General features: G+C 53.7%; 16 protein-coding genes. 7 read left to right on the top strand and 9 right to left on the bottom strand.

What is annotated here, in order from left to right; all coding sequences use genetic code 11:
- Positions 1–1,802 (bottom strand): glycogen debranching protein GlgX (gene glgX / locus D5S03_RS03575; RefSeq protein ID WP_287042700.1); only part of this gene is annotated, 1,802 nt, incomplete at its 3' end.
- A gap of 723 nt (positions 1,803–2,525) precedes the next feature.
- Here glgX and D5S03_RS03570 point away from each other — a divergent pair.
- The 4 genes from D5S03_RS03570 (at position 2,526) to D5S03_RS03555 (ending at position 8,754) form a co-directional block, all read left to right on the top strand.
- Positions 2,526–3,239: a 4'-phosphopantetheinyl transferase family protein gene (locus D5S03_RS03570; protein ID WP_008870195.1), complete on the top strand. Its 714-nt coding sequence runs from the start codon at positions 2,526–2,528 to the stop codon at positions 3,237–3,239.
- Complete coding sequence (locus tag D5S03_RS03565) at positions 3,236–3,793, top strand: chemotaxis protein CheD (RefSeq protein WP_008870194.1); 558 nt, start codon at positions 3,236–3,238, stop codon at positions 3,791–3,793. Before D5S03_RS03570 ends, D5S03_RS03565 begins: the two co-directional genes overlap by 4 nt.
- A 116-nt stretch (positions 3,794–3,909) precedes the next feature.
- Positions 3,910–5,181, top strand: a complete 1,272-nt coding sequence (locus D5S03_RS03560; protein WP_008870193.1) for a metallophosphoesterase family protein — start codon at positions 3,910–3,912, stop codon at positions 5,179–5,181.
- 69 nt (positions 5,182–5,250) lie between these two features.
- On the top strand, positions 5,251–8,754 hold the full coding sequence (locus tag D5S03_RS03555) for a YhaN family protein (protein ID WP_287042699.1): 3,504 nt from the start codon (positions 5,251–5,253) through the stop codon (positions 8,752–8,754).
- Here D5S03_RS03555 and D5S03_RS03550 read toward each other — a convergent pair.
- The 3 genes from D5S03_RS03550 to D5S03_RS03540 all read right to left on the bottom strand — a co-directional run bounded on the left by D5S03_RS03550 (position 8,742) and on the right by D5S03_RS03540 (position 13,126).
- Positions 8,742–10,085 carry a B12-binding domain-containing radical SAM protein gene (locus D5S03_RS03550; RefSeq protein WP_287042698.1) on the bottom strand — a complete coding sequence of 448 codons (1,344 nt, stop codon included), beginning with the start codon at positions 10,083–10,085 and terminating at the stop codon, positions 8,742–8,744. The genes D5S03_RS03555 and D5S03_RS03550 overlap by 13 nt on opposite strands.
- 95 nt (positions 10,086–10,180) lie before the next feature.
- Positions 10,181–11,785, bottom strand: a complete 1,605-nt coding sequence (tes, locus tag D5S03_RS03545; protein ID WP_287042697.1) for a tetraether lipid synthase Tes — start codon at positions 11,783–11,785, stop codon at positions 10,181–10,183.
- 408 nt (positions 11,786–12,193) lie between these two features.
- The gene (locus D5S03_RS03540) at positions 12,194–13,126 is read right to left on the bottom strand and encodes a DMT family transporter (RefSeq protein WP_008870189.1); all 933 of its coding nucleotides are present in this window, start codon (positions 13,124–13,126) and stop codon (positions 12,194–12,196) included.
- Between the two features lie 133 nt (positions 13,127–13,259).
- Between D5S03_RS03540 and D5S03_RS03535 the strand changes: the two genes are divergently transcribed.
- From D5S03_RS03535 to D5S03_RS03525, 3 genes are all read left to right on the top strand, one after another.
- On the top strand, positions 13,260–14,126 hold the full coding sequence (locus tag D5S03_RS03535) for a LysR substrate-binding domain-containing protein (RefSeq protein WP_008870188.1): 867 nt from the start codon (positions 13,260–13,262) through the stop codon (positions 14,124–14,126).
- A 202-nt stretch (positions 14,127–14,328) separates the two neighbouring features.
- On the top strand, positions 14,329–16,002 hold the full coding sequence (locus D5S03_RS03530; protein ID WP_287042696.1) for a BCCT family transporter: 1,674 nt from the start codon (positions 14,329–14,331) through the stop codon (positions 16,000–16,002).
- Between the two features lie 320 nt (positions 16,003–16,322).
- Positions 16,323–17,690: a tetratricopeptide repeat protein gene (locus D5S03_RS03525; protein WP_287042695.1), complete on the top strand. Its 1,368-nt coding sequence runs from the start codon at positions 16,323–16,325 to the stop codon at positions 17,688–17,690.
- A 75-nt stretch (positions 17,691–17,765) separates the two neighbouring features.
- On the opposite strand, the gene D5S03_RS03520 is transcribed toward D5S03_RS03525, so the two are convergent.
- The 5 genes from D5S03_RS03520 to rfaD all read right to left on the bottom strand — a co-directional run bounded on the left by D5S03_RS03520 (position 17,766) and on the right by rfaD (position 22,167).
- Positions 17,766–18,206 carry a rhodanese-like domain-containing protein gene (locus D5S03_RS03520; RefSeq protein WP_287042694.1) on the bottom strand — a complete coding sequence of 147 codons (441 nt, stop codon included), beginning with the start codon at positions 18,204–18,206 and terminating at the stop codon, positions 17,766–17,768.
- Positions 18,207–18,229: 23 nt separating this feature from the next.
- On the bottom strand, positions 18,230–18,664 hold the full coding sequence (locus D5S03_RS03515) for a zinc ribbon domain-containing protein (RefSeq protein WP_287042693.1): 435 nt from the start codon (positions 18,662–18,664) through the stop codon (positions 18,230–18,232).
- Between the two features lie 75 nt (positions 18,665–18,739).
- Positions 18,740–20,245 carry a glycine betaine uptake BCCT transporter gene (locus D5S03_RS03510; protein ID WP_287042692.1) on the bottom strand — a complete coding sequence of 502 codons (1,506 nt, stop codon included), beginning with the start codon at positions 20,243–20,245 and terminating at the stop codon, positions 18,740–18,742.
- A gap of 115 nt (positions 20,246–20,360) precedes the next feature.
- Positions 20,361–21,158 carry a universal stress protein gene (locus D5S03_RS03505; protein WP_287042691.1) on the bottom strand — a complete coding sequence of 266 codons (798 nt, stop codon included), beginning with the start codon at positions 21,156–21,158 and terminating at the stop codon, positions 20,361–20,363.
- A 16-nt stretch (positions 21,159–21,174) separates the two neighbouring features.
- Positions 21,175–22,167: an ADP-glyceromanno-heptose 6-epimerase gene (gene rfaD / locus D5S03_RS03500; protein ID WP_287042690.1), complete on the bottom strand. Its 993-nt coding sequence runs from the start codon at positions 22,165–22,167 to the stop codon at positions 21,175–21,177.
- Positions 22,168–22,650: the final 483 nt, after the last annotated feature.

Raw genomic sequence — 22,650 nt, 5'->3', positions numbered from 1 at the left:
TGCTCTCCCAGATGGGTGAACCAGGCGATGTCGGTTATTTCCAGACCGTGTATTTCGCGGCCGTGAAACCAGCGCCTGCGCCGGAACACCGGATGTCTGTGAAAATAACTGATGAGTTTCTCTGTGAAGGCCAGCAGATCCAGGTCCGCGTTTTCCCAGTCATACCAGGAAATCTCGTTGTCCTGGCAATAGGCGTTGTTGTTGCCCTGCTGGGTGCGGCCCGTTTCATCCCCGCCCAGGAGCATGGGCACTCCCTGGGACAGGATCAAAGTGGCCAGGAAGTTGCGCTGCTGCCTGGCCCGCAGGGCCAGAACCTCCGGATCGTCAGTGGGTCCTTCCGCTCCGCAGTTCCACGAGCCTTCGTCGTCGTGGCCGTCGTTGTTGTCCTCGCCGTTGGCCTCATTATGCTTGCGGTCATAGGATACCAGGTCCCGCAGGGTGAATCCGTCATGGGCGGTGATGAAATTGATGCTGGCAAAGGGCTGCCGGGAGTCGTCGGCATAAAGATCCGGGCTGCCGGTGAGACGGTAGGCGAACTCCCCCAGGGTCTGATCCCTCCCGGCCCAGAAATCGCGCACGCAATCGCGGTACTTGCCGTTCCACTCCGACCACACCGGAGGGAAATTGCCCACCTGGTAGCCGCCCTCGCCCACATCCCAGGGCTCGGCAATGAGCTTGACCTGGCTGATGACCGGGTCCTGCTGGATAAGATCAAAAAAGGCAGAGAGCCTGTCCACGTCGTGCAACTCCCTGGCCAGGGTGGAGGCCAGGTCAAAGCGGAATCCGTCCACGTGCATTTCCAGGACCCAGTAGCGCAGGGAGTCCATGAGCAGCTGCAGGACGTGGGGATGACGCATATTCAGACTGTTGCCCGTGCCGGTATAATCCATGTAATAGCGGGCATCATCGGGCATGGTCCTGTAGTAATAGGCGTTGTCTATGCCCTTGAAGGACAGAACAGGCCCCAGGTGGTTGCCCTCTCCGGTGTGGTTGTAGACCACGTCCAGGATGACCTCCAGGCCTGCCTGGTGCAGATTCTTGACCATCTGCTTGAATTCGGCCACCACCTCGCCGGGCCTGTTGCCCGAGGCGTACTCACTGTGCGGGGCGAAAAAGCCTATGGAATTGTAACCCCAGTAGTTGCGCAGGCCCTTGTCCACCAGGTGCTTGTCATGGATAAAGTAATGTACCGGCATAAGCTCCACTGCGGTGATTCCCAGCTTTTGCAGGTGCTCCACTGCCACCGGGTGTCCAAGACCCGCATAAGTACCCCGGATATTTTCCGGAATTTCCGGATGGCGCATGGAGAACCCCTTGACATGGGTCTCGTAAATCACTGTCTCGTGCCAGGGACGGCCAAGAAGCCGGTCTCCGCCCCAGTCAAAGTCCGGCTGATGCACCACGCTTCGTGGCATAAACGAGGCGCTGTCTTTATCATTGCGGCTTTCCGGACCGTCTTGAAGGTTGTAGGGAAAAAGGGCTTCATCCCACTTTATCTGCCCGTCCACCGCCTTGGCGTAAGGGTCCAGAAGCAGCTTGGCCGGGTTGCAGCGGTGCCCTTCTTCAGGCTGCCACGGCCCGTGCACGCGAAAACCGTAATGCTGGCAGGGTTCAATCTCTGGCAGATAGCCGTGCCAGCAGTGCCCGGTGACTTCCGGAAGCTCCACCCTGCTCTCCTGCCCGTCCGCATCAAACAGACACAGCTCTACCTTTTCAGCTATGCCGGAAAAAATTGCGAAATTGGTGCCCGCACCGTCATAAATTGCCCCCAGAGGATACGGGGTGCCCGGCCATACTTTCATGTCTTGTTCCGGCTTCATGTATTATTTGTTGTTGAAGGACATCAAAACCATCCGCATTATTTATAGCCCATCCGTTTAAAAAATGCCAAGTAAAATTATTTGTAACTGTTCACCATGATAACGGGGTTTGTCGGGGTCGGTATCGGAATCGGGATCGGTATCGAAGCTGTTGGGGAAGGCCCAACGCAACTTTGGCTTTCGGTTTTCTATCGACCCCGACCCCGATACCGACCCCGACACCGATGGCCAGAACAAGAGTACACACAAAATATGCTGAACAGTTACAATTAGTTCTAAAAAGTGTTGTAACTATTCAGCAAAGTCTAGCACTACAGCGAAACTTTGATTGTCTTCCCCGGGGACTAGCTCCCTGATGCTGGCTAAAACTGCAAAGGGGTACCTGTTTAGCGCTTTCCATATCCGACCCGCCACTTTTTACCCAAATCAAGTCAAACTCAAAATGGGTAAAAAGTGGCTTTTTTTACCCAAAACAGGTTTGACTAAAAATGAGTAAAAATTTTTTCCTGGAAGAAGTACCGGTACTGTGCTGCACGTGAACTTTCGCTGTAGTGCTAGGCAGTTGCAAATCATGTTTGAACCTTTTCAGGATTTGGTATAACCATAAAACTTCGTTTTGAACCAGAACCTGATTCCCGTAAGAAGCTCACCCCTGAGATTAAACTGATTCCGGATGAAAACTGAAGTATACCACAAGGACCCTTTATGCTGCATAGATACCCGGCCACAAACATATATGCCCTGGACATATCCTCCCTGGACCCGGACCAGGACAGGTGGAAGCCGTGGCTTGGCCAGGAACGGATCGCGGCCCTTTCCAGGCTCCGGAAAAAACAGGACCGGTCCAGGTGCGCAGGGGCTGGGCTGCTCCTGGCTTATGTTATAAAAAAACATGCACCCGGGTTTAGTGTCCCTCCCCTTACGGTGACCGGCTCAAACGGCAAGCCGTATTTGCCTCAACTGCCTGAACTCCAGTTCAATATCTCGCATTCCGGAAAATGGGTGGTCTGCGGCGCAGGAGACAAACCGCTCGGCCTGGACATTGAAAAAGTACAAAGGGATATCACGGCAGTGGCCAGGAGATACTATCCACAAAGGGAACTTGACTGGCTGCAAACCCTGCCTCCCAACAGACGGCAGGCCGCACTGATCCAAGGCTGGGTGCTCAGGGAGAGCTGCATGAAGGCCACAGGCCTGGGACTTAGCCTGCCTTTAAAAGATCTGGAGATAGTTTTTAACCCCGAGGTACAGGTATACCTTACCCGCAAGGGGGTAAAAACCCGCTGCGCAGCAGCCCTGTGCGCCTTTGATGACCAGGAGTACCGCCTGGCCTTGACTGTTATGGATGCAAGTCATCCCCCTTCTTACACCCTGGAGCACATTGATCTGGAAACAATTACAGGCACCGAAACGTTATGAGAAAAAATGTAAACATTCACATAGGTGAATACCATGCCAGCGCCAGTCCATCCATCATCCATACGGTTCTTGGATCATGCGTTGCAGCATGCCTTTTCGACCCCCGCAGCCTCATAGGCGGCATGAACCACATCCTCCTTCCGGGAAAAGCGGACCTTAATCACTTTGATGTTTCCGCCCGCTACGGGGTCAATGCCATGGAGCTGCTCATCAACAGGATGATGAAACTGGGGGCAAAGCGCAACAGCCTTCAGGCCAAGGTCTTCGGAGGCGCTCACGTGCTGCCCTCCATCTCCAGGGAAAACGGAGTAGGGGACAAGATATCCGCATTTGTCATTGAATTTTTGCAAATGGAAAATATCAGGCTGATAAACAGCGACATTGGTGGATCTGATTCCAGAAAAGTCTTTTTTTACACTGATACCGGCGATGCTTATGTCAAAAAGCTCCCTTCTCTCCAGTTACAAAAAATCGCCCGCAAAGAAAAAAAGGCTTCCAGGCGGGTCAAAGACATCGCCGGCAAGCCGGGCGACATCACCCTGTTTGAGGACTGATGCCGCTTTCCCCCAGCGCCCATCACTCCATAACTCATGCCCTCTGCCCCTTTCTCCATGCTCCATGCCCTTAGCCCCTTGCCCCCCACACCCACCCCTGTTAAACTGTTCCCATCATGCTTACATTCATCCACGCCGCAGATATCCACCTGGACAGCCCTCTGCACGGCCTGAGCCGCTACGAGGGAGCACCGGCCCGGGAAATACGCCAGGCCACCCGCAAGGCCCTGGACAACCTGGTAAACTACGTACTGGAACATCGCATCCCCCTGCTGCTCATTGCCGGGGATCTCTACGACGGTGACTGCCCGGACTTTCAGACCCCGCTGCACTTTTCCGCCCAGATGAGCAGGCTGCGGGAAGCCGGGACCCGGGTGGCCCTCATCCGGGGCAATCATGACGCCCAGAACAGGATGACTAAGTCTTTGCGCCTTCCGGACAATGTCTTTACTTTTTCAGCTGCCAGGCCCGCCACCTGGAAACTGGAGGACCTGGGCACTGCAGTTCACGGTCAGAGCTATGACCGGGAAGCCGTCCTGGAGAATCTGGCCCTGAACTACCCGGACCCGGTCCCGGGCATGTTCAACATAGGCCTTCTGCACACATCCCTGTCCGGCACTCCGGAACACAGCGGATACGCCCCGTGCACCCTGAACCAGCTCCTGGCAAAGGGCTACGACTACTGGGCCCTGGGACACATCCACCGCCATGAAATCTTGCACCGGGATCCGCCGGTCATCTTCAGCGGATGCATCCAGGGACGCCATATCCGCGAACCAGGGGGCAAAGGCTGCATGCGCGTGGACGTGGACCCTTCCGGCAGGATAAATATCGAGCGGGTGGAACTGGACGTCCTGCGCTGGCAGCACATGGAACTGGACGTCTCGGGGCTTAAGACCCGGGGGGCTGTACTGGACCTGGTCAGCCGGGAGCTGGAAAACATATCCGCAGCCAGAGACAGTGAAAAACTCCTGGGCCTGCGCCTCACCTTAAAGGGCACCACAGGGGCCTTTTCAGACATTATGCATGATTTTGCCGGACTGCAGGCCGAGATCCGCAACCTGGCCACGGACATCTCCGGACAAACCATCTGGGTGGAAAAAATTTTCAACCAGTGCACTCCGGCCCTGGACTGGGAGGAAATCAAGGCTTCGGGCACGGCCCTGGCCCATCTGGCCGGATATATGCAGGCACTGGAACAGGATCCGGAACTGTTTAAGTCCCTGGACCTGGATCTGACAGAGCTTAGGGCCAAGCTTGGCGGCACCGGGGTGGAACTGCCGGACCTGGACGACCCCCACACCAGACAGGAGTATGTATCCCGCTGCCGGGATATGGTCATGACCCTGCTGGCCCGGGACATGTCCAGTACCGGAAACGGCTCCTGAGAATATAACCGCGGCTCCAGACCCATACCCCGGACCAGGACTGCAGACTGCGGGAAAGCGTAGACAACCATGAAAATAAACACACTCAAACTAAAAGCCTACGGGCATTTCACCGGCACAGAGCTCCAGCTGGAACAAAACGGCGGCCTGCAACTCATCTACGGTCCCAACGAAGCCGGTAAAAGCACAGCCCTGCGCGCCCTGACCACCCTGTTTTACGGCTTTGACCACCAGACCAGAGACGGATTCCTGCACCAGAACAAGGACCTGGCCGTGGGCGCCTGCCTGGAGCTGGACAGCGGACAGCAATGGGAAATCACCCGCTACAAGAGGCGCAAGAACGATCTTCTGGACGCATCTAACAGTCCCGTGCCCCAGGAAGCCGTAAACAGGCTCATGTCCGGCATGAGCAGAGACATGTTCTCGGCAATGTTCGGCATAAGCCATGACAACCTGCGGGCCGGGGGAAAAGAAATCCTGCGGGCCCAGGGCCATCTGGGCCAGGCCCTTTTCTCGGCCGCAGCCGGGATCATGCACCTGCGCCGGGTCCGGGAAGACCTGCACAAGCGGGCCGACGAACTTTTCCGGCCCAGGGCTTCATCCACCCGGATCATGCAGAAAAAGTCCTCCATGGCAGAGCTGGGCAGGGAACTGCGCCAGGCATCCATCAAACCCGAGCGCTGGAAAAACCTGCAGAATGAACTCAAACAAAAGCTCCACCAGAAGCAGAACACTCTCTCCCGGCTTAAACAGCTTGAGGCCGACCTTGCGTGGCACTCCACCTGTATCAGGGCCCTGCCCCGCATTGCCAGGCGCAGGGACCTGCTCAGGCAGCTCGGGGAACTGGAGCATGTCCCCAGGCTGGAGCAGGACTTCAGCCAGCGCAGGGTCAAGGCGGCAAGCAGCCTGGAAAACGCCCGTCAGGATCGCCGGGACCGGCAAAAGGAGCTGCAGGACCTTGAACAGGAGCTGTCAGAACTGGAAATTGATTCCGGTCTTATCCGGTTCGCTCCGCGTATCAGGACCCTTTCCGGCCAGGTGGCCCTGATACAGCAGGCCATGCAGGAACTGCAGGACCTTGAAGCGGAAAAGATCACCCTGGAGCAGACCATCCAGGACAAAAAGGCCATGCTTGGCAGCTCCGTATCCTGCAGCGACATGGACCATCTGGCCCCTGATCGCAAGCACCAGAGCCGCATTCAGGAACTGGCCAGTGAAAAAAGCTCCCTGGACCAGAAGGCAAGTCAGGCCCGGGAATCCATGCTGGAACAGGCCCGTATCCTGCGCCTTTGTCGCAGAGATCTCAAAAAAATGCCACCGCTTCCGGACATTGAGCTTCTGGATGCCGTATCTAAGAAACTAACCTCTGGAGAAGACCTGCAGGACAAGATCCGCAAGGCCGGGGAAAAAGTACAGAGCCTGCAGCTACAGATCCAAGCCGGTATATCCTCCCTGGGACTTGCCAGCCTGGATTCCCGGAGCCTGCCCGGGCTGCCTCTGCCCCTGCCTGAAAGCCTGGAGCGCATGCAGAGTCTTCTGGATGCAAAAGAAAAGCAACTGGAATCCGCCCGCCACAAACACCAGGAACTGAACCAGGAACTGGCAGACAGACAGGCAGAACTTGAGCGCAGGCAGAAAGAACATGCCCTGCCATTGCCCCGGGACCTGGAGTCCCGGAGGAAGGTCCGGGACCAGGGTTGGAGTCTTATCAAAAAATCATGGCTGCAAGGCACGCAGTCCCCTGAAGAGATCCATGAATACCTGCACCAGGCCGGAGGAGAAGACCTGGCCTCCAGCTTTGAACAAAGCATATCAGAGCTGGACCAGACCACGGACCAGATGCTGGACCGGGCACACCACCTGGCCAGACTCAAGGCCCTGCATGATGAAATCCAGGCCTGCAGCCAGAAGATTGACCAGGCCAGCAAAGACCTGGATAAGGCCGGGGCCGATTACCAGCAGGCCTGCCGGGAATGGCAGGCCCTCTGGAGTGAAACAGGCATTGAGCCCCTGTCCCCCCGGGAAATGCAGGCCTGGCTGTACAGGGCCCAGGAACTTATCCGCCAGGTCCAGGAAAAACAGCAGTACCAGCAGGCCCTGGAAGAATACGAGCAGGAACTGCAGAGCCTTTGCACCCAGGGCGCAAAGGCTCTGGAAAGTGCCGGATACAGCGCCGCCCAAGGACATGACCCTGCCACCCTGAACCGTATTGTTGATAAGTACCGGGACCGGGCCAGGGATGATCTGGCTACAGCTGATCTGTTGCGCAAGGAAATCCGCAGCGCGGAAAAAAAGCTGCAAAAAGCCGGGGAGCAGGCCGGCGCAGTCCAGGAAGACCTGAATACTTGGAGGCAAAACTGGATCCGGGCTCTTGAGTCCCTGAGCCTTGACCCTGACAGCGATATCCGGACCGTGCAGGAAGAGATCCAGCTGCGCCAGGACCTCTTTGCTGCCTGCGGCAGAATGCGCTCCCTGCAGCAGAGAAAAGCCGGCCTGGAACAAAAAGTCCGGGAATTCGACTCTGCGGTTCAAGGCCTTGTGCAGGAACTTAAGCGAAACCCCGGCAGGGCCTCCCCTCTGGAAATCCTGGAGGCGCTCGCCCTGGAACTGGACCAGGAAGAGAAAAAGCAGTCCAGGCAGGAGCATCTGCAGCAGGAGCGACGTAAGATACGCACAAAACTGGACCAGGAAGAAGGCAGAATCCAGACCCTGCAAAGGGAACTGGAACAGCTTTGCAGAGAAGCCGGGGCAGAGCACCCCGAAGAACTGCCCGCCCTGGAGGAAAAGGCCGCAATGAAGCAGGAACTGCGCACAGAGCTAAGACAGCAGGAGGAGCAACTGCAGGAACTGGCCGGAGGCGAGGACCTGGAGAAATTCATAAATGACGCTTCCGCCCGGGACATGCAGGAACTGCAGGCTTTGTCCACAGAGCTTGCAGAGGAAAAAGAGGAGCTGGAAAAAAAGCGAGAGGAAATAATCAGTGAACACGCCACCCTGGAAAAGGAGCTGCAGGACCTGGACGGAACCTCAAAGGCCGCGGATATTAGTCAGCAGATCCAGGAGCAAAAATCCGAGCTTGAACAGGAGGTGCAGGAATACATCCAGCTTCGCCTGGCCGAAACCATCCTGGGCTCCGAGATGGAGCGATTCAGACAGGCCAACCAGGGGCCGGTCCTGGAAATGGCCGGCAAAACCTTGAACAGAATCACTCTTGGCTCCCTCACCGGCATCTATGCGGACTACGATCAGCGCGGCGAGCCCGTGCTTAAAGCCCTGCGCATGGACGGCACCGGTCTTGGAGTGGAAGAAATGAGCGACGGCACCAGGGACCAGCTCTTTCTGGCCCTGCGCCTGGGCGGGATCAGGCATTACCTGGACAGCAATCCTCCTTTCCCCTTTATAGTGGATGACATTCTGGTCCACTTTGACGATGAAAGATCCGCACAGACCCTGCAGGAACTGGCCCTTCTGTCTAAGCAGACCCAGGTTCTGTTCTTCACCCACCACACACACTTACTGCACCTGGCCAGACAGCACCTGGACCCGGCCAGGCTCCAGATTCACGAACTCTGAGCCTTCAGCAGCCTGGGCACCATGAACAGATTGCGCATTCCGGCTACAGGATGAGCAAGAATCTTGCCGGGATGCAGATAAAAGGACACGTAGGCCTTTTTTATCAGCCTCTCCAGTTCCTCAGCCCTGACCCGGTCAGGTTTGATTGTAGCGTGCATGCCGTCGTATCTGGACCAGTCAAAGGTCAGTATACGGTCTTTTACCTCATTGTACAGTCTGGTACCGGGATAGGGGGTAAGAATGGAAAACTGGGCGGTCTTTGGATTGAGCTTGTTTGCAAACCTTATGGTATTTTTGATCATCCTGCTGTCCTCGTTCAGGTTGCCGATTATAAAACTGGCCAGGGCGTCTATACTGTATTTCTTCAATATCTCCAGTGCCCTGAATGAGGTCTCGGCAGTGATTTTCTTGTTGTAGCTTTCAAGCACCCTTGGGTCAGGGCTTTCCACGCCCAGAAACATCATCCTGACCCCACTTTCAGCCATACCCTGGACCATGTCTTCATTTTCCACAATGGTATTCACCCTGGAAAAACAAAGCCACTGGATGTTGAGATCCTTTTTACAGATCAGTTCGCTAATGCGTACGGTCCTCTGGGGGTCCAGTGTGAAATTGTCGTCAACAAACAAAATATTGGAAACCTGGTATCTTTGCTGTACATGCTCGATTTCATCGACAATGGCTTCCGGTTCCCTGGCCCGCCATCTGGCTCCGAACAGCTGCGAGGAAGCGCAGAAGGAGCAGTTGAAGGGACAGCCCCTGCTGCTGATCATTGATGTGGCCCTTTTTTTATTCAGGTGGGTCCTGTATTTGTCCATGGGCAAAAGATCCCTGGCCGGAAAGGGCAGAGAATCAATGTCTTTTGCAATACATTGATCCGGGTTGTGCACCGCCTCGCCTTCCAAAAGATAAGAAACAGCCGGCACATCTTCCAGAGAGCGTTCTCCTGCCAGAAATTCAGCCAGGTAAAGCATGGGATACTCACCTTCTCCCCTGACTACGTAGTCCACATACCCGGATTTCAGGCTCTCTTCCGGCAAAAAACTTACATGCGGGCCTCCAAGAGCAACAGGAACCTGATGCTCTCTGGCCTGAGCAGCCAGGGCCAGGGCTTTGTCATGTCTTGGTGTATCCGCGGATATTCCAATCAGGTCGAAACGCCTGAATCCTGGATACTCCCCTGTATCAGAAGCGTTCAGATCCAGCAGATGAACATCATGGCCGGACTTTCTCAGCATCCCGGCAATATAGGCTATGCCCAGGGGAGGAAACTCCTGGGTAAACTTCTTGTATGCACTGTGAAAGGGGGTGTTGATCAAAAGGATACGCATATTTACCTCCTTCATGCCTGAAAACATCAACTCTCATCAGCAGATGGGTGAGCCGGCACCGCCATTTTTACATGTCGGTACCGGACATTCCCGGATCAGGAGGCTGCGGTTTCCGTCTCGGCCTGCCTGTTTTTATTCAGTGCCCTGGCATACATTTCCTCTACCCTGTAACGGTGACAGGGGCCGCTGTTCCAGGTGCAAAAGGGGTACAGGCGGCCTTCAGGATCGGCATAATGCACAGCGCAGTACTGGACCCGGTCCAGTTCATAGTTGTACAGATCCTGGAAATGCATGGCCGCAGACATGATAATCTCGAAACGGCGGCCCTGAATGGCCTCTTTCTGAACCTTTTTGTCAACCTTGTGCCCTTCTCCCAGATGAATCAGGCTGTCTACAAACTGCATCAGCGTCTCATGATCCCAGCCCTCAGGGGCGTTTTCCCGGCGGAAATGTTTCTTGAGTTCGCCCTTGAACTGTAGAGACAGGGCATTTTTCAACCAGGGATAATGCTCCAGCCGCCCGGCCTTTTTGTTCAGGCTGGCCGCAAGGGCTTCAACATCCAGAAAGGCTGGAAAGGGCACAGCCTGGCCGGTCTGTTTGTCCACAACCAGATAGGTTACACATCCGCAATGGGGATGACAGTTTGTATGTGCCTTTTTTTCGCCGGTCACCGCTTCCAGGAATCTGGACAGCGGAGAGACAATGGAAAAAGGATACCAGTCACGGTGCATATCCAGTAATCCAGTCTGTTCCTGCAGTTCCCTGGCCAGATCAGCAGTGGTGAAGCGCATCTCCTGGCGTCTGGATTCGTCTATGCGGCCGGTAAAAGACACTGGCTGCCAGCTTATGGCGGTTACAACCTCCGGGTTTCTTACGGCAAAGCGCAGTATGTCTCCCACCTGATGATCATTAAAGCCTTTGACGATGGTGGGGACCAGGGCCACCCGGATTCCGGCCCGCCCCAGGTTGTCTATGGCCTGCATCTTGGTCTCAAACATAGGCCGGCCTCTTGTGTCGCGGTATATATCATCGCTCATGCCGTCGAACTGCAGGTACACAACATCCAGACCAGCTTCGGCAGCCTTTTCTGCAAAACCATAATTACCGGCGAACAGCACGCCATTGCTGGCTGCCTGGACCTGGGCAAACTCCCGGGACTTTGCCAGACATACTGCATCCAGAAAATGGGGATGTATAGTAGGCTCGCCACCAGCGAACTGCACGCAGATCACAGGGTAGGGACCCAGAGCTGCCACGGAGTCAATTACATGGTTGATCTGCTCCCAGTCCAGCTCGTATACTCGGCCCATGGCATTGGAATTGGCAAAACAAATGGGGCAATTCAGGTTGCACCGGTTGGTCAGATCAATGTTGACCATGGAAGGAAAAGACCGATGACTGGGGCATATCCCGCAATCGTGGGGACATCCCTGTTCCACCTTTGTTTGAGGCCTGTCCAGTCCTGCCGGTCTTTCATAATGGGTGCGGCGCATTTTCATAAAAAAATCCCTGTCTGCACTTATGATCTCTCTGAACTCCCCATGTTCCGGGCAGGTTTTATACATCAAAACCTGTCCATTCTCCTCCACCAGCTGGGCCTCTATTGTTTCACGGCACTCCGGGCAAAGACTCCTGGTGGATAGAGGCAGATCTTCAACGGTCTGTTCTGTTTTTTTACCCCATATCTTATCCAGAAACATAATCCATCACCTCACTTGAACATTATTTTGTGCTTACTACACAAAAATTTTTCTACGACTGAATAATTAAATCTTGCCTGGCAATAAATTACTACAAACTGACTGGTGTACACTATTAAACCTATATACAGCATTGAATTGGTGTAAAGGGATTAATTAGTTGTTAAATATGGTAAGAACTTCTGTGCAGATAATGAAACAGGCGAGCAACTGCCCTTGGAAATGTAAATTAATCAGTTTTTTTGCCAGCTATCCTGCTAAGCAGTCCCCATGCCACATGCAAATAGATAAACTGTTACGCTGTTCAAAATCTTTAATTCTGCCTTAAAAAGAAGGAAATATCATTTTTATATTGCGGTAATGTTTCCGGTATACGGTAAGACATAGCAGATATATTTCTTAGAATCATCATGCTTCAGCCAGGGTTTTATTCCTGTCCCTGCCGGCCAGCCACGCCCCGCAGGTCACGGCCAGGGCGGCCAGGGCCAGTTCCATTCTCCAGGCCTCCATCCCGGCCAGGATAAGCAGAGTGGTGGCCACCACCGGCACTGTATAGCAAAGGGCGCTTAATAAACCTGCATGGCCGTATCTAAGGCCCTGACCCCAGGCCATGAAAGCAAGTCCATAAGGCCCTATGCCTATACATGCGGTGGTCAGAAGGACTGCAAAAGACAGATCCAGAACCGTGTGTTCCAGCAGCAAATGCAATAAAGCAGCAGCAATCCCGGCCCATGCGAAAATGCCTGCATGCAGCCCGGCATTAGTCGGAAGCCTGCCCAGCATAAGGGAATATCCAAGCCAGCATGCCCCGCTGGCCAGACCCAGGGCATAACCGGCCGCCCTACCCGGGTCCATGGTGCTTCCGCCCTGTCCCTCGTTTCCGCTTAACAGAGCCAGGGCCGCACCAGAAAAAGACAGCAGAAGACCTGTCCACATGTTAAGCCCTGGCCTTCTTCCGGCACTGATGCAGATAGCAGCCGCCAGGCCCAGGGGCCACAGATATGTAATCAGAGCCACCTCGGCAGCCGGGGCCTGCATCAGAGCTGCAAAATAGAATACCACCGCCCCCAGCAGAAATCCGGCAGCCAGAAAAACATCTCTTTGTCCATGGTCATGCCATGGCTTTCCATATATTTTCCTGCGGGTTTTGCCCCAGGTTAAGACGGCCAGGGCGGCTGTAAAAAGAGACATAAAGGTCAGCTGCAAAGGGGGAACCTCTCCCGCCATGAGGCGCAGCAGGGGCAGAAAACCCCACATGAGAACCGCCATACTGCCCAGTAAAGTCCCTTTTAACTGCGATATTTCAATCCTGTGTCCGGTTTGTCCTGCTATTACACTCATGCTCTATCTCCATGGCAAATTTACTGTCATTAAAGTTAGTAACATCCATTAAACAACTGGTTGCCTTTTCCTGGTAAGCTGGTTATAAGCATCAAGCAAATTAATAGTTTTGAACTAAGGATCAATTATTTTGATGAACATCCCAAGACCCGTACTGGACCTGAATCTGGCCATAACTTTTGCAACCATAGTGGATTGCGGGGGATTTACCGAGGCGGCCCGCAGGCTGAACCGCACCCAGTCCAGCATCAGCATGCAGATGAAAAGGCTGGAAGATGATGTGGGCAAAAGACTTTTAAACCGCAGACCAGGGCAAATTGCCCTGACCCCGGCTGGAGAGGTCCTGCTGGACTATGCCCGCCGCATGCTTCACCTGAACGAACAGGCCTGGCAGGCACTTAAAATTCCGGGGGTGGCCGGAGCTGTCCGCCTGGGCATCCCGGATGATTACGCCTTTTATCTGCCGGACATCCTGGCCCGTTTCGCTGAACTCTACCCCGGGGTCACTCTGGATGTACGCTGCGAACTCTCGGTGGAACTTATGCAGGAGATCCGGGGAGGAAATATCGACCTGGCCCTGGTGACCAGACAGCCCAAAAGTCCGGGCGGACATGTGCTGCGCTCGGAGCAGCTGGTCTGGGCCGCGGCGGTACATACCGCCACCGAGCACCAGGAAGTGCTTCCCCTGGCCCTTTTCCCGGAAGGATTCTGTGTATTCAGGGAAATGACCCTTGAGGCCCTGGCCGGGGCTGGACGCGAGTGGCGCATCGCCTATACCAGCCGTTCTCTGGAGGGCCTTCGAAGCGCTGTTTCAGCCGGCCTGGCCGTAACAGTTGTCACCCGTTCCATGCTGCGCGGCGAACTGCGCGAAATCGAACCGGAAGGCCCGGCCGGGCTGCCCGTCCTGCCTGCAGTGGAAATCGCACTGCACCGCAGTCCGGGAAGGCCTTCCGAGCCGGCCCAGAGGCTGGCTGAACTCATCCAGGAAAACCTGGGGTGATTAAAAAAAATGCTGAACAATGCTTTCACTGATTGACATGTGTTTTCAAGCTTTTAATGAATACCAGCATATTTTGTAGCCATTCAGGGGGTTCCTCTGTGGTGATTACTTGCACCAGGCCATGGGGACAGTCCCGCCACTGAATGTCACCACATTATGCACTGGCTTTCGTTTTAATATTCTGGCTTCAGGAGACAAATAAATGGCTTTTCAGAAAGAATCCGGGATCTTCAAGGGCATGAACGCCCGCCTGACTGTAATATCCACTGCGATTATCCTGGCGGCCCTTGTATACGGAGCATTTTATACGGAGATTTTGTCGGACAATCTGAGCGCAGCCAGGGATTTTCTCAACCCCTTCCTGGAATGGTATTATGTGATCCTGGTGGCCTTTCTGCTTTTTTTTATGGTCTGGCTGGGCATCGGACACTACAAGGACGTCCGTCTGGGCCACGATGACGAAAGGCCGGAGTTTTCCTTTGTCTCCTGGGTGGCCATGCTTTTTGCAGCCGGAATGGGCGTGGGCATAATCTTCTGGTCGGTGGCCCAGCCTGTTTTGCAGTTTCACGACAATCCCTTTGTTGAAGAAGGCGGCACCCCGGAAGCCGCCATAGCCGCACTCAGGCTGACTTTTTTTCACTGGGGCCTGAACGGCTGGGCGATTTTTGCTTTTGTGGGTCTGGTCCTGGCCTACTTTTCCTTTCGCCGTGACCTGCCCTTGACCATCCGCTCAGCACTTTACCCTATCCTTGGAGAAAGGATCAGGGGGGTATCCGGGGACGTTGTGGATACCCTGGCTGTATTCGGCACGGTTTTCGGCATAGTTACCACACTGGGTCTGGGGGTGCAGCAGCTCAATTCAGGACTCGGGGCTGTATTCGACCTGGAGGCTACTCTTTTTCTGCAGCTGGTGATCACCGCCTGCATCATGGGCATTGCCGCCGTCACAGTGGTTTCCGGGCTGAACCGCGGAGTGCGCTGGATGTCTGAGCTGAACCTCGGGCTTTCGGTAGCGGCCATGGCTTTTCTCATGCTCTGGGGACCCACCAATCACCTCATAGCCATGACCGTGGAGGCGGCCGGCTATTATGCTCAAAATCTGCTGGTGATGAACCTGTATACCCATGCAGCCCTGGAGGACGGCTGGCAGGCGGAATGGACGGTTTTCTACTGGGGATGGTGGCTGGCCTGGGCGCCTTTTGTGGGCATGTTTATCGCGCGCATCTCCAGGGGCAGGACCTTCAGCGAATTTATCATGGGTGTGCTTCTGGTGCCCACCGTGGTGACCATGGTCTGGATGGGGCTGTTCGGTGGCTCAGCCCTGTACCAGGAACTTTTCGGCTCCGGGGGCATAATCGATGCTGTCGAGGAGGACGTGGCCGTGGCCCTTTTCGCCATGCTGCAGGGGCTGGACCTGGGACTTGTAGGAATTGCAGCCTCTATTGGAATGCTTCTGCTCATCGCCACCTTTTTAATCACTTCTGCCAATGCCGGCACCCTGGTGGTCAATACCATACTTTCCGGCGGGGACCCCGAGCCTCCGCGCATCCACAGGGTCTTCTGGGCCGTGGTCCTGGCCCTTTTGACTGCAATACTTCTGGCGGCAGGCGGGCTGGAAGTGCTTCAGTCCGCGGTGATAATGGGAGCCCTGCCCTTTTCTCTGGTGGTGGTGGCCATGACAGCCGGCCTGTTGCGGGCCCTGGAAGATGAAAAATGCGCCCACAGACGCGGCAAGCGCACTGAAACACCCAGAGAACCCTGGGCGGATCTGGATGACGCCGGCATTAGACCCATCCGGGCCTTGCCTGAAAAAATCCGGGATTCTTGCAGAACCAGGGGGCAACAGCCTGAGTACTGGCGAAACAACCATGAATGATGTGACTGCAAAAAGTCATTTTTGTCACGCGAACCACGCGAAGCGCGTGGCAGGACGCGTGGTTGATGCCTAACATATTCATTTCCCGACTTTTTGCAGGTGCAGCATGAATAACTCGCCTATAAAAAACATCTATGGGGCGTATGTTAAAAATCCGCTTGTGTCCTGCTTTGGTGTAGGCTATATATATTGTCACAGCAGTCCCATCTGAATTCTTTCAGGCGCGTCCGGAAATCAACAGGAAAAGAACAAAAAAAGGTGGCAAGCCGGACCGCAACAAAGGATTCTGCCATGCATACAAATGGTGAACCGAGGTCAAGATGGTGAATAAACAAGCAGACAAAAAATACAATGAAACCTTCAGGGAGTTTATCTCCGCCAGGAACGGATGCATATTTACCGTCACCGATGATGTGCTTTTTTACAAGACCATGGTGGCCTCGTTTAGATACCTGGACGTAGACACCAGCGCCCTGATCTACAGAAGATATATTGATAGTGTATCTTCAGACGCCAGGGCTCTTTTAAACTCAGGTACATACGCCAACATAATTTTTTTGATCGAAAACATTATTGAGGGCAACAAAAATATTTTCAGGTTAAGAGACTTAAAGTCCAGCTTTGGAGATGAGTGCAGGTTTATTACTCTTACAGCCGAGACTGACAGTGACAATGTAGCGCAGATGTATGAAATGGGTGCAGACAACGTCATCGTAAAGCCGGTGTCCATACACTCCATCATTCAAAAGATAAGCCTTACTTTCAAGCCCAATGATGCTCTGTCCCAAAAATTCAATCAGGCCAAGGCCCTGATCCTCACCAATGACCTGGACCAGGCCGGAAAAGTAGTGGAAGACATCCTGAAGGAAAAGCCGGACAGCGCGGCCGGGTTTATTCTCAAGGGGGACATAGCTAAGGCACAGAACGATTTTGAGCTGGCCGAAAGCTACTATGTAAGGGCATCCCGGGAAAGCAAAATGTATCTGGAGCCGTTAAAAAGGCTGGTCAACCTCTACGATGCCATGGCGGATCTGGAGAAAAAGCTGGAATATCTGAAAAAACTGGATAAAATTTCCCCGCTCAACTACGATCGCAAGATAGAACTGGGCAGTACCTATTTACATCTTGATGACGAAGAAAACGCAGTTCAGAGTTTCAACCAGGCCATAAGACAGGTTCAGAAGCAGGCCAGGGACATAATAAGCTCCACCATGGCCAGGATAGCCCGAAAAATACAGAACATAAGACCTGAACTCAGCACCAGATACCTGGAAAAGGCCATCGAATACAAAGGAAAAGATTTAAACCGGGATGACCTGTGGATATTCAACGAAATCGGGATCAACCTGAGGCAGCAGGGCAAGCTTTCCAGGGCCATCGAATACTACCAGCAGGCACTGCAAATAGCTCCTGGTGATGAAGGGCTTTATTACAACATCGGGCTGGCTTATGCACAGGGGAAGCAATACTATAACGCCCTGGCCCATTTCCAAAAGGCAGTGGACTTAAATCCCGACCTGCTCACCAGATATGCCAGCGTGCCCTACAACATCGCCACCACGCATGCAGCCCTGAAACAAAACGGCGAGGCCGCAAGGCTGGCGGAGAAGGCCCTGGCTATTGAACCCGGGCATAAAAACGCCCGCAGGCTGCTGAAAAGCCTTACGCCCGACTCTGAAAAATCCTGACGCAAATACGCCGGTATTTTTGTCATGAACTGCCAAAACCTGGCTGCTTCAGTACTTACTTCTTGCGCACCCTTTTCATGGATCAGTAAGTTCCAGGGCCATGTCTCCGCGCAGGTACTCGGCCAGGCCCAGCATGCCGTCGGTCAGGTACTTGACCTGGAAGCCTTTTGTTTTGAGGTAGGTCATGGCAATAATGGCTCTGTCCCTGTGCGGGCAGGCTGTTACCACCAGCCTGTCCCTGTCCAGCCGGTGCAGGTTCTCCGGCAGATCCGGAAGGGGAATGTGCTTGCCGAATCCCATCTGCCAGGCAGCATGCTCCTCTTCAAACCTGATATCCACAAACTGTACCCTCTCTTCCTGAAGCATGCGCACCAGCTGTTGGCTCTCTATCTTCATGTCCCAGCGATCACCGTAATCGTACTGCAAAAGATAGTCCTCCAGGCTCACCTCTTGCGCCCGCAGGCCCGGGGGACAAAGCAGGGCCAGCACCAGAGCGGCAGCCAAAATCATTTTCATTCTTTTCTCCGGGAGTTAACTGGTTATTCTTTTCCTGAACCGAATATGTAGAACACGATAATTGCGGCAATTATAAAGTACACAATAAATGCCCCGAGATTGGTGTCCAGAAGTCTATACCTGATCTCTTCCAGCATCTTTTCCAGCCCTGTACCTGCGTAAGCAGCAGAAACGATTTTCTCTCCCTCCCCGCTGCCGAAAGCTTCCCCGCAGTACCTGCATTTCCGGGCTTCGGCCCTGATTTTTTCTGCACAGTAAGGGCATTTTTTCCATTTATGCCCTGCATGGGCGATTTTGCGGACATTATCCGGATTTTTTGGAGCCAGCAGGGCCATGATAAGTCCAAATGGACCCAGAAGTATTCCCAGTCCAAACCATCCGCATCCGCTGTGTCCTTTGCGTGCGGCGATTATTGCGCTTATCAGCCCCACCAGCATCCAGGTGGCAAAAAAATCCATACAGGCACCCCATATGAAAAATGCATTTTCGGGCAAGCGGAAACCGTTTTCAAAGCTCCCACCCCTGCCCCCGTGTCATCTCCTGGAAAAACGACTGTTGAGCCCTTCTTTTGCCTCTGCGGACAGACCTCTCCAAAGGTTGTAGCACATAAGCAGAAGCACAAAGCTGAAAGGCAGGGCAGCGGTAATGGCCATCTGCTGCAGGGCCACCAGACCGCCTGAAACCAGGAGTATGGCCGCCACTGACGACTGGGTCACCCCCCAGACGATTTTTTTGCCCAGGCTGGGATTAAGCGATCCCCTGGAAGTCATTATGCCCAGCACAAAAGTGGCTGAGTCAGCTGATGTTACGAAAAAGACAACCAGGAGCAAAATAGCTGCATTGGACAGGATTATCGAGCCTGGATAATGGTCGAACACAGCAAAAAGCCCGGTGGATACGTCCTCCAGGACTGCCCCCCCTACTGCGGCCCCTGCCTCCAGTTCCAGGTAAAGCGAGGACCCGCCGAATACGGCGAACCAGATAAAGGTGAGCAGGGTGGGCACCAGCAGGGCACCGCTGATAAACTCCCTGATGGTCCGGCCACGGGAAATACGGGCCACGAATATGCCCACAAAAGGAGACCAGGCTATCCACCAGGCCCAGTAGAATATGGTCCAGTCCTTGTACCACTCATGTCCCAGAAACGGGTTCACGGTGAGGCTCATCTCCAGGACGTCGCTTAAGTAGCCGCCCATGGTATCGGTAAAAACAGTCATTATATACGCAGTGGGTCCGAAAACCAGCATAAACACCACCAGCAGAAAAGCCAGAAACATATTGGACTTGCTCAGGGTCTGAATCCCCTTGTCCAGCCCCACGGTAGCGGAAATCATAAACAGCATGGTGGTGACAAGAATAATGAGCAGGGTGCTGGTGTCTGTGGCTGGAAGACCATAGATATGTTCCAGGCCGCTGTTGATCTGTAGCGCCCCCAGGCCCAGGGAAGTGGCTATGCCGAATATGGTGGCGAAAACAGCCAGGATATCTATCAGCTTTCCCGGCAGCCCGTAAATTCTGTCCCCGAGCAAGGGGTAAAAACATGAACTGATAAGCGGAGGCATATCCCTGCGAAAGGAAAAATAGGCAATGCTCATGCTCATGATGATGTATACCGCCCACGGATGCAGGCCCCAGTGAAAAAAGCTGTAGCGCATGGCAAAGGTGGCCGCCTGGCCGCTTTCCTTTTCTATATGTTCCGGGGGCTGCATATAGTGGCTCAAAGGTTCAGCCACCCCCCAGAAAATAAGCCCGATGCCCATGCCGGCGGCAAAGAGCATGCTGAACCACCCGAAATAAGTATACTCCGGCCTGTCCTCGTCCTTGCCCAGCTTGATATTGCCGTACTTGCTCAAGGCCAGGACAATACAGAAAACCAGAAAAAAGAAGGTCACCAGGAGGTAGGCCCAGCCGAAACTGGCTATAATGCCGCCGTGAATGGTTGTGGAAATGCTGTCCAGAAGTTCCTGGTCAAATATTCCCAGCAGCACAAAACCGGCTACAATGATTAACGATGCAACAAAAACCGTATCCTTGAACATATTGAGACCCGGCTGAAATTGTGGTTTGCACCAGCTGCAGCTGGCTTTTATCAGGTTTTGCCTCTTTTTTGGAAATCATCCGTTCCAAAAAAACGTCGCAGGAAAAGCCTGGCCATTATGGAATCAACAGAACCGAACTATTGACCCGGGAAACGACTCTGGCGCAGGTGGAGCCCATTACATGCAGGGGAAAAGGCTCATTAAGTCTTCCCAGGATCACTGCGTCTGCCTGGATTTCATCCACCACATCCAGTATGTGGCTGGCAGGAGAGCCGATCCTGGATATCTGCCTTACCTTCCGGTAATATCCCGAGTACTGCTCTTTTAGCTCTTCCAGCTTTACATTGACATGCTCCCGCCTAAGCTGTTCCGAATACGGATCAGCCGCTCTCTCCCCCACATGCAGGACTACAAGTTCCGGCACCAGCTCCCCGAGAAAGAACACCGGTTGACAGCATTTTTCTGCTGCCTGCTGAAAATCCGTTGCAAATACGATCCGGTGCATTTGCTCCTCATGCCGCAAATCAGGTCTTTTCTTGTGCACCCAGACCGGGCTGTCCGCCAGGCGGACCACATCCTGGGTGGTGCTTCCCAGAAGTGAGCTCATGAGAAAATTTCTGCCCCTTGCCGGAATATAAATAAGGTCAGCGCCCTGCTCCCTGGCCTCCCTGGTGATCTCTGAGGCCACATGTCCTTCTTCCACTTTATAGTGTACGTTTATCCCAACTTCATCCAGAGCGCTCTGAAAATGCCTGAGCCTGGACTCGGCATGCTTGTGGCCACCCAGTCCAGGGTTGAGCACATGAAAGAACACCATATCCTCGGCCTTCATCTTGTACAAAAACGAAGCCCTTATCTTTATTTCAGTAAGGGATTCGTTCAAATCCACGGGATGCAGTATTTTTTTGAACATAAATTCCGGGTCGCTTTTATTGGCGTTGAAAAGGTCGCAGTGAAAGATAGGGATCATCGTGTTCCAGGTGATTTAGAATATAATCATGCACCCCCTCTTCCAGGGAAGAAAAACGTACCGGGCATCCGGTGGCCTCCAGCCTGTGCATCTGGGCCCGGGTAAAATACTGGTATCTGGGACGTATTTCCTCGGGCATGTCTATGTATTCGATATCCGTTTCCCGGCCCAGGGCTTTGAACACGGCACCGGCCAGGTCGTTCCAGGACTCGGCCCGCCCGGAACCCAGGTTGAAAACCCCGTTTACTTCCTGGTGTTCCAGAAGACAGCTCATGGCCTCCAGGCAGTCCTTGAGATAAATAAAGTCTCTTTTCTGCTCTCCGTGCTCATAGTCAGGATGATAGGATTTGAAAAGCCGCACCCTCCCGGTTTGTTTCACCTGGAAATATGCCTTGCGCACCACGCTCTGCATGTCTTCCTTATGATACTCGTTGGGACCGTAAACATTGAAGAACTTGAGCCCTACAGCCCTGTCCAGCCACCCCTGGGCATGCATCCAAAGATCAAAAAGCTGCTTGGAGTAGCCGTACATGTTCAGGGGCTGCAGATCCGGCATGATTTCCGGGTCATCGCTGAATCCACGGCTGCCGTCCCCGTAGGTTGCAGCACTGCTGGCATATATAAACCTGGAGCCGCTGCTTATGCAGTACCTGGCCAGTCTCTGAGAATAACTGAAATTGTTGTACATGAGATAATCAGCGTCACTTTCCGTGGTGGAAGAACAGGCCCCCATGTGGATTATGGCTTCCACCCTTCCGTAATCGCCTTTTTCCAGCCTGTCCAGAAAGCAGTCCTTGTGTTCAAAATCCTGAAACCTCAGATTGACCAGGTTCTTCCATTTCTCTTTATGGCCCAGACGATCCACTATGAGAACATCCTCAATCCCCATGCTGTTCAGCTTCCAGACAAATCCGCTGCCGATGAATCCGGCCCCTCCGGTCACTATATACACTGGTTCATCTCCTTTAGACTTACTCCTGAAACCCTGTCATAAAAAACAAGAAACTTAGACAGGATTAACAGGATTGACAGGCTAATGCAATCTGCGGCCGGAAGCCGCAGATTGCATTAGCCATCCAGCACTCACTTTCTTCTGGCATTCATGAGTGCCGGAAAAAAAGTGAGTGCTGGAGTGATTACCTTTTGGCCTGGCTCCCGGCCAGGACTAAAATGTTTTTCTCTTAATCAATCTCTTAATCCTGTTAATCCTGTCAAAAAAGCTCTTTTCTTTATTGGGTTGCGGGCAAAGTCCGCGTTAGTACTAATCTCCAGAAATATCCCGGCATCAGGCTCAGGCTTTCAACCCTGAAATATATACCTGAAAATACCTGCTGCCCTGTAACCATCACGGCTTAAAGGTTTTTCTGCTGTTCCTCAAGTCCTTTGAGAGAGAAAAAGTTTTGAGCCTGCAATCACGCTTCCCCGCAACCAGCTT

The sequence above is a fragment of the Desulfonatronospira sp. MSAO_Bac3 genome (genome assembly GCF_003838035.1).
GTDB classification, from domain to species: Bacteria; Desulfobacterota; Desulfovibrionia; order Desulfovibrionales; family Desulfonatronovibrionaceae; genus Desulfonatronospira; species Desulfonatronospira thiodismutans.
This window is presented reverse-complemented; position numbering and strand designations above follow the sequence as displayed.

Excerpts from the sequence above, each read along its gene's own strand:
- D5S03_RS03570 (WP_008870195.1), top strand. The coding sequence starts at position 2,526 with ATGCTGCATAGATACCCGGCCACAAACATATATGCCCTGGACATATCC.
- D5S03_RS03565 (WP_008870194.1), top strand. The coding sequence starts at position 3,236 with ATGAGAAAAAATGTAAACATTCACATAGGTGAATACCATGCCAGCGCC.
- D5S03_RS03560 (WP_008870193.1), top strand. The coding sequence starts at position 3,910 with ATGCTTACATTCATCCACGCCGCAGATATCCACCTGGACAGCCCTCTG.
- D5S03_RS03555 (WP_287042699.1), top strand. The coding sequence starts at position 5,251 with ATGAAAATAAACACACTCAAACTAAAAGCCTACGGGCATTTCACCGGC.
- D5S03_RS03550 (WP_287042698.1), bottom strand. The coding sequence starts at position 10,085 with ATGCGTATCCTTTTGATCAACACCCCCTTTCACAGTGCATACAAGAAG.
- tes (WP_287042697.1), bottom strand. The coding sequence starts at position 11,785 with ATGTTTCTGGATAAGATATGGGGTAAAAAAACAGAACAGACCGTTGAA.
- D5S03_RS03540 (WP_008870189.1), bottom strand. The coding sequence starts at position 13,126 with ATGAGTGTAATAGCAGGACAAACCGGACACAGGATTGAAATATCGCAG.
- D5S03_RS03535 (WP_008870188.1), top strand. The coding sequence starts at position 13,260 with ATGAACATCCCAAGACCCGTACTGGACCTGAATCTGGCCATAACTTTT.
- D5S03_RS03530 (WP_287042696.1), top strand. The coding sequence starts at position 14,329 with ATGGCTTTTCAGAAAGAATCCGGGATCTTCAAGGGCATGAACGCCCGC.
- D5S03_RS03525 (WP_287042695.1), top strand. The coding sequence starts at position 16,323 with ATGGTGAATAAACAAGCAGACAAAAAATACAATGAAACCTTCAGGGAG.
- D5S03_RS03520 (WP_287042694.1), bottom strand. The coding sequence starts at position 18,206 with ATGAAAATGATTTTGGCTGCCGCTCTGGTGCTGGCCCTGCTTTGTCCC.
- D5S03_RS03515 (WP_287042693.1), bottom strand. The coding sequence starts at position 18,664 with ATGGATTTTTTTGCCACCTGGATGCTGGTGGGGCTGATAAGCGCAATA.
- D5S03_RS03510 (WP_287042692.1), bottom strand. The coding sequence starts at position 20,245 with ATGTTCAAGGATACGGTTTTTGTTGCATCGTTAATCATTGTAGCCGGT.
- D5S03_RS03505 (WP_287042691.1), bottom strand. The coding sequence starts at position 21,158 with ATGTTCAAAAAAATACTGCATCCCGTGGATTTGAACGAATCCCTTACT.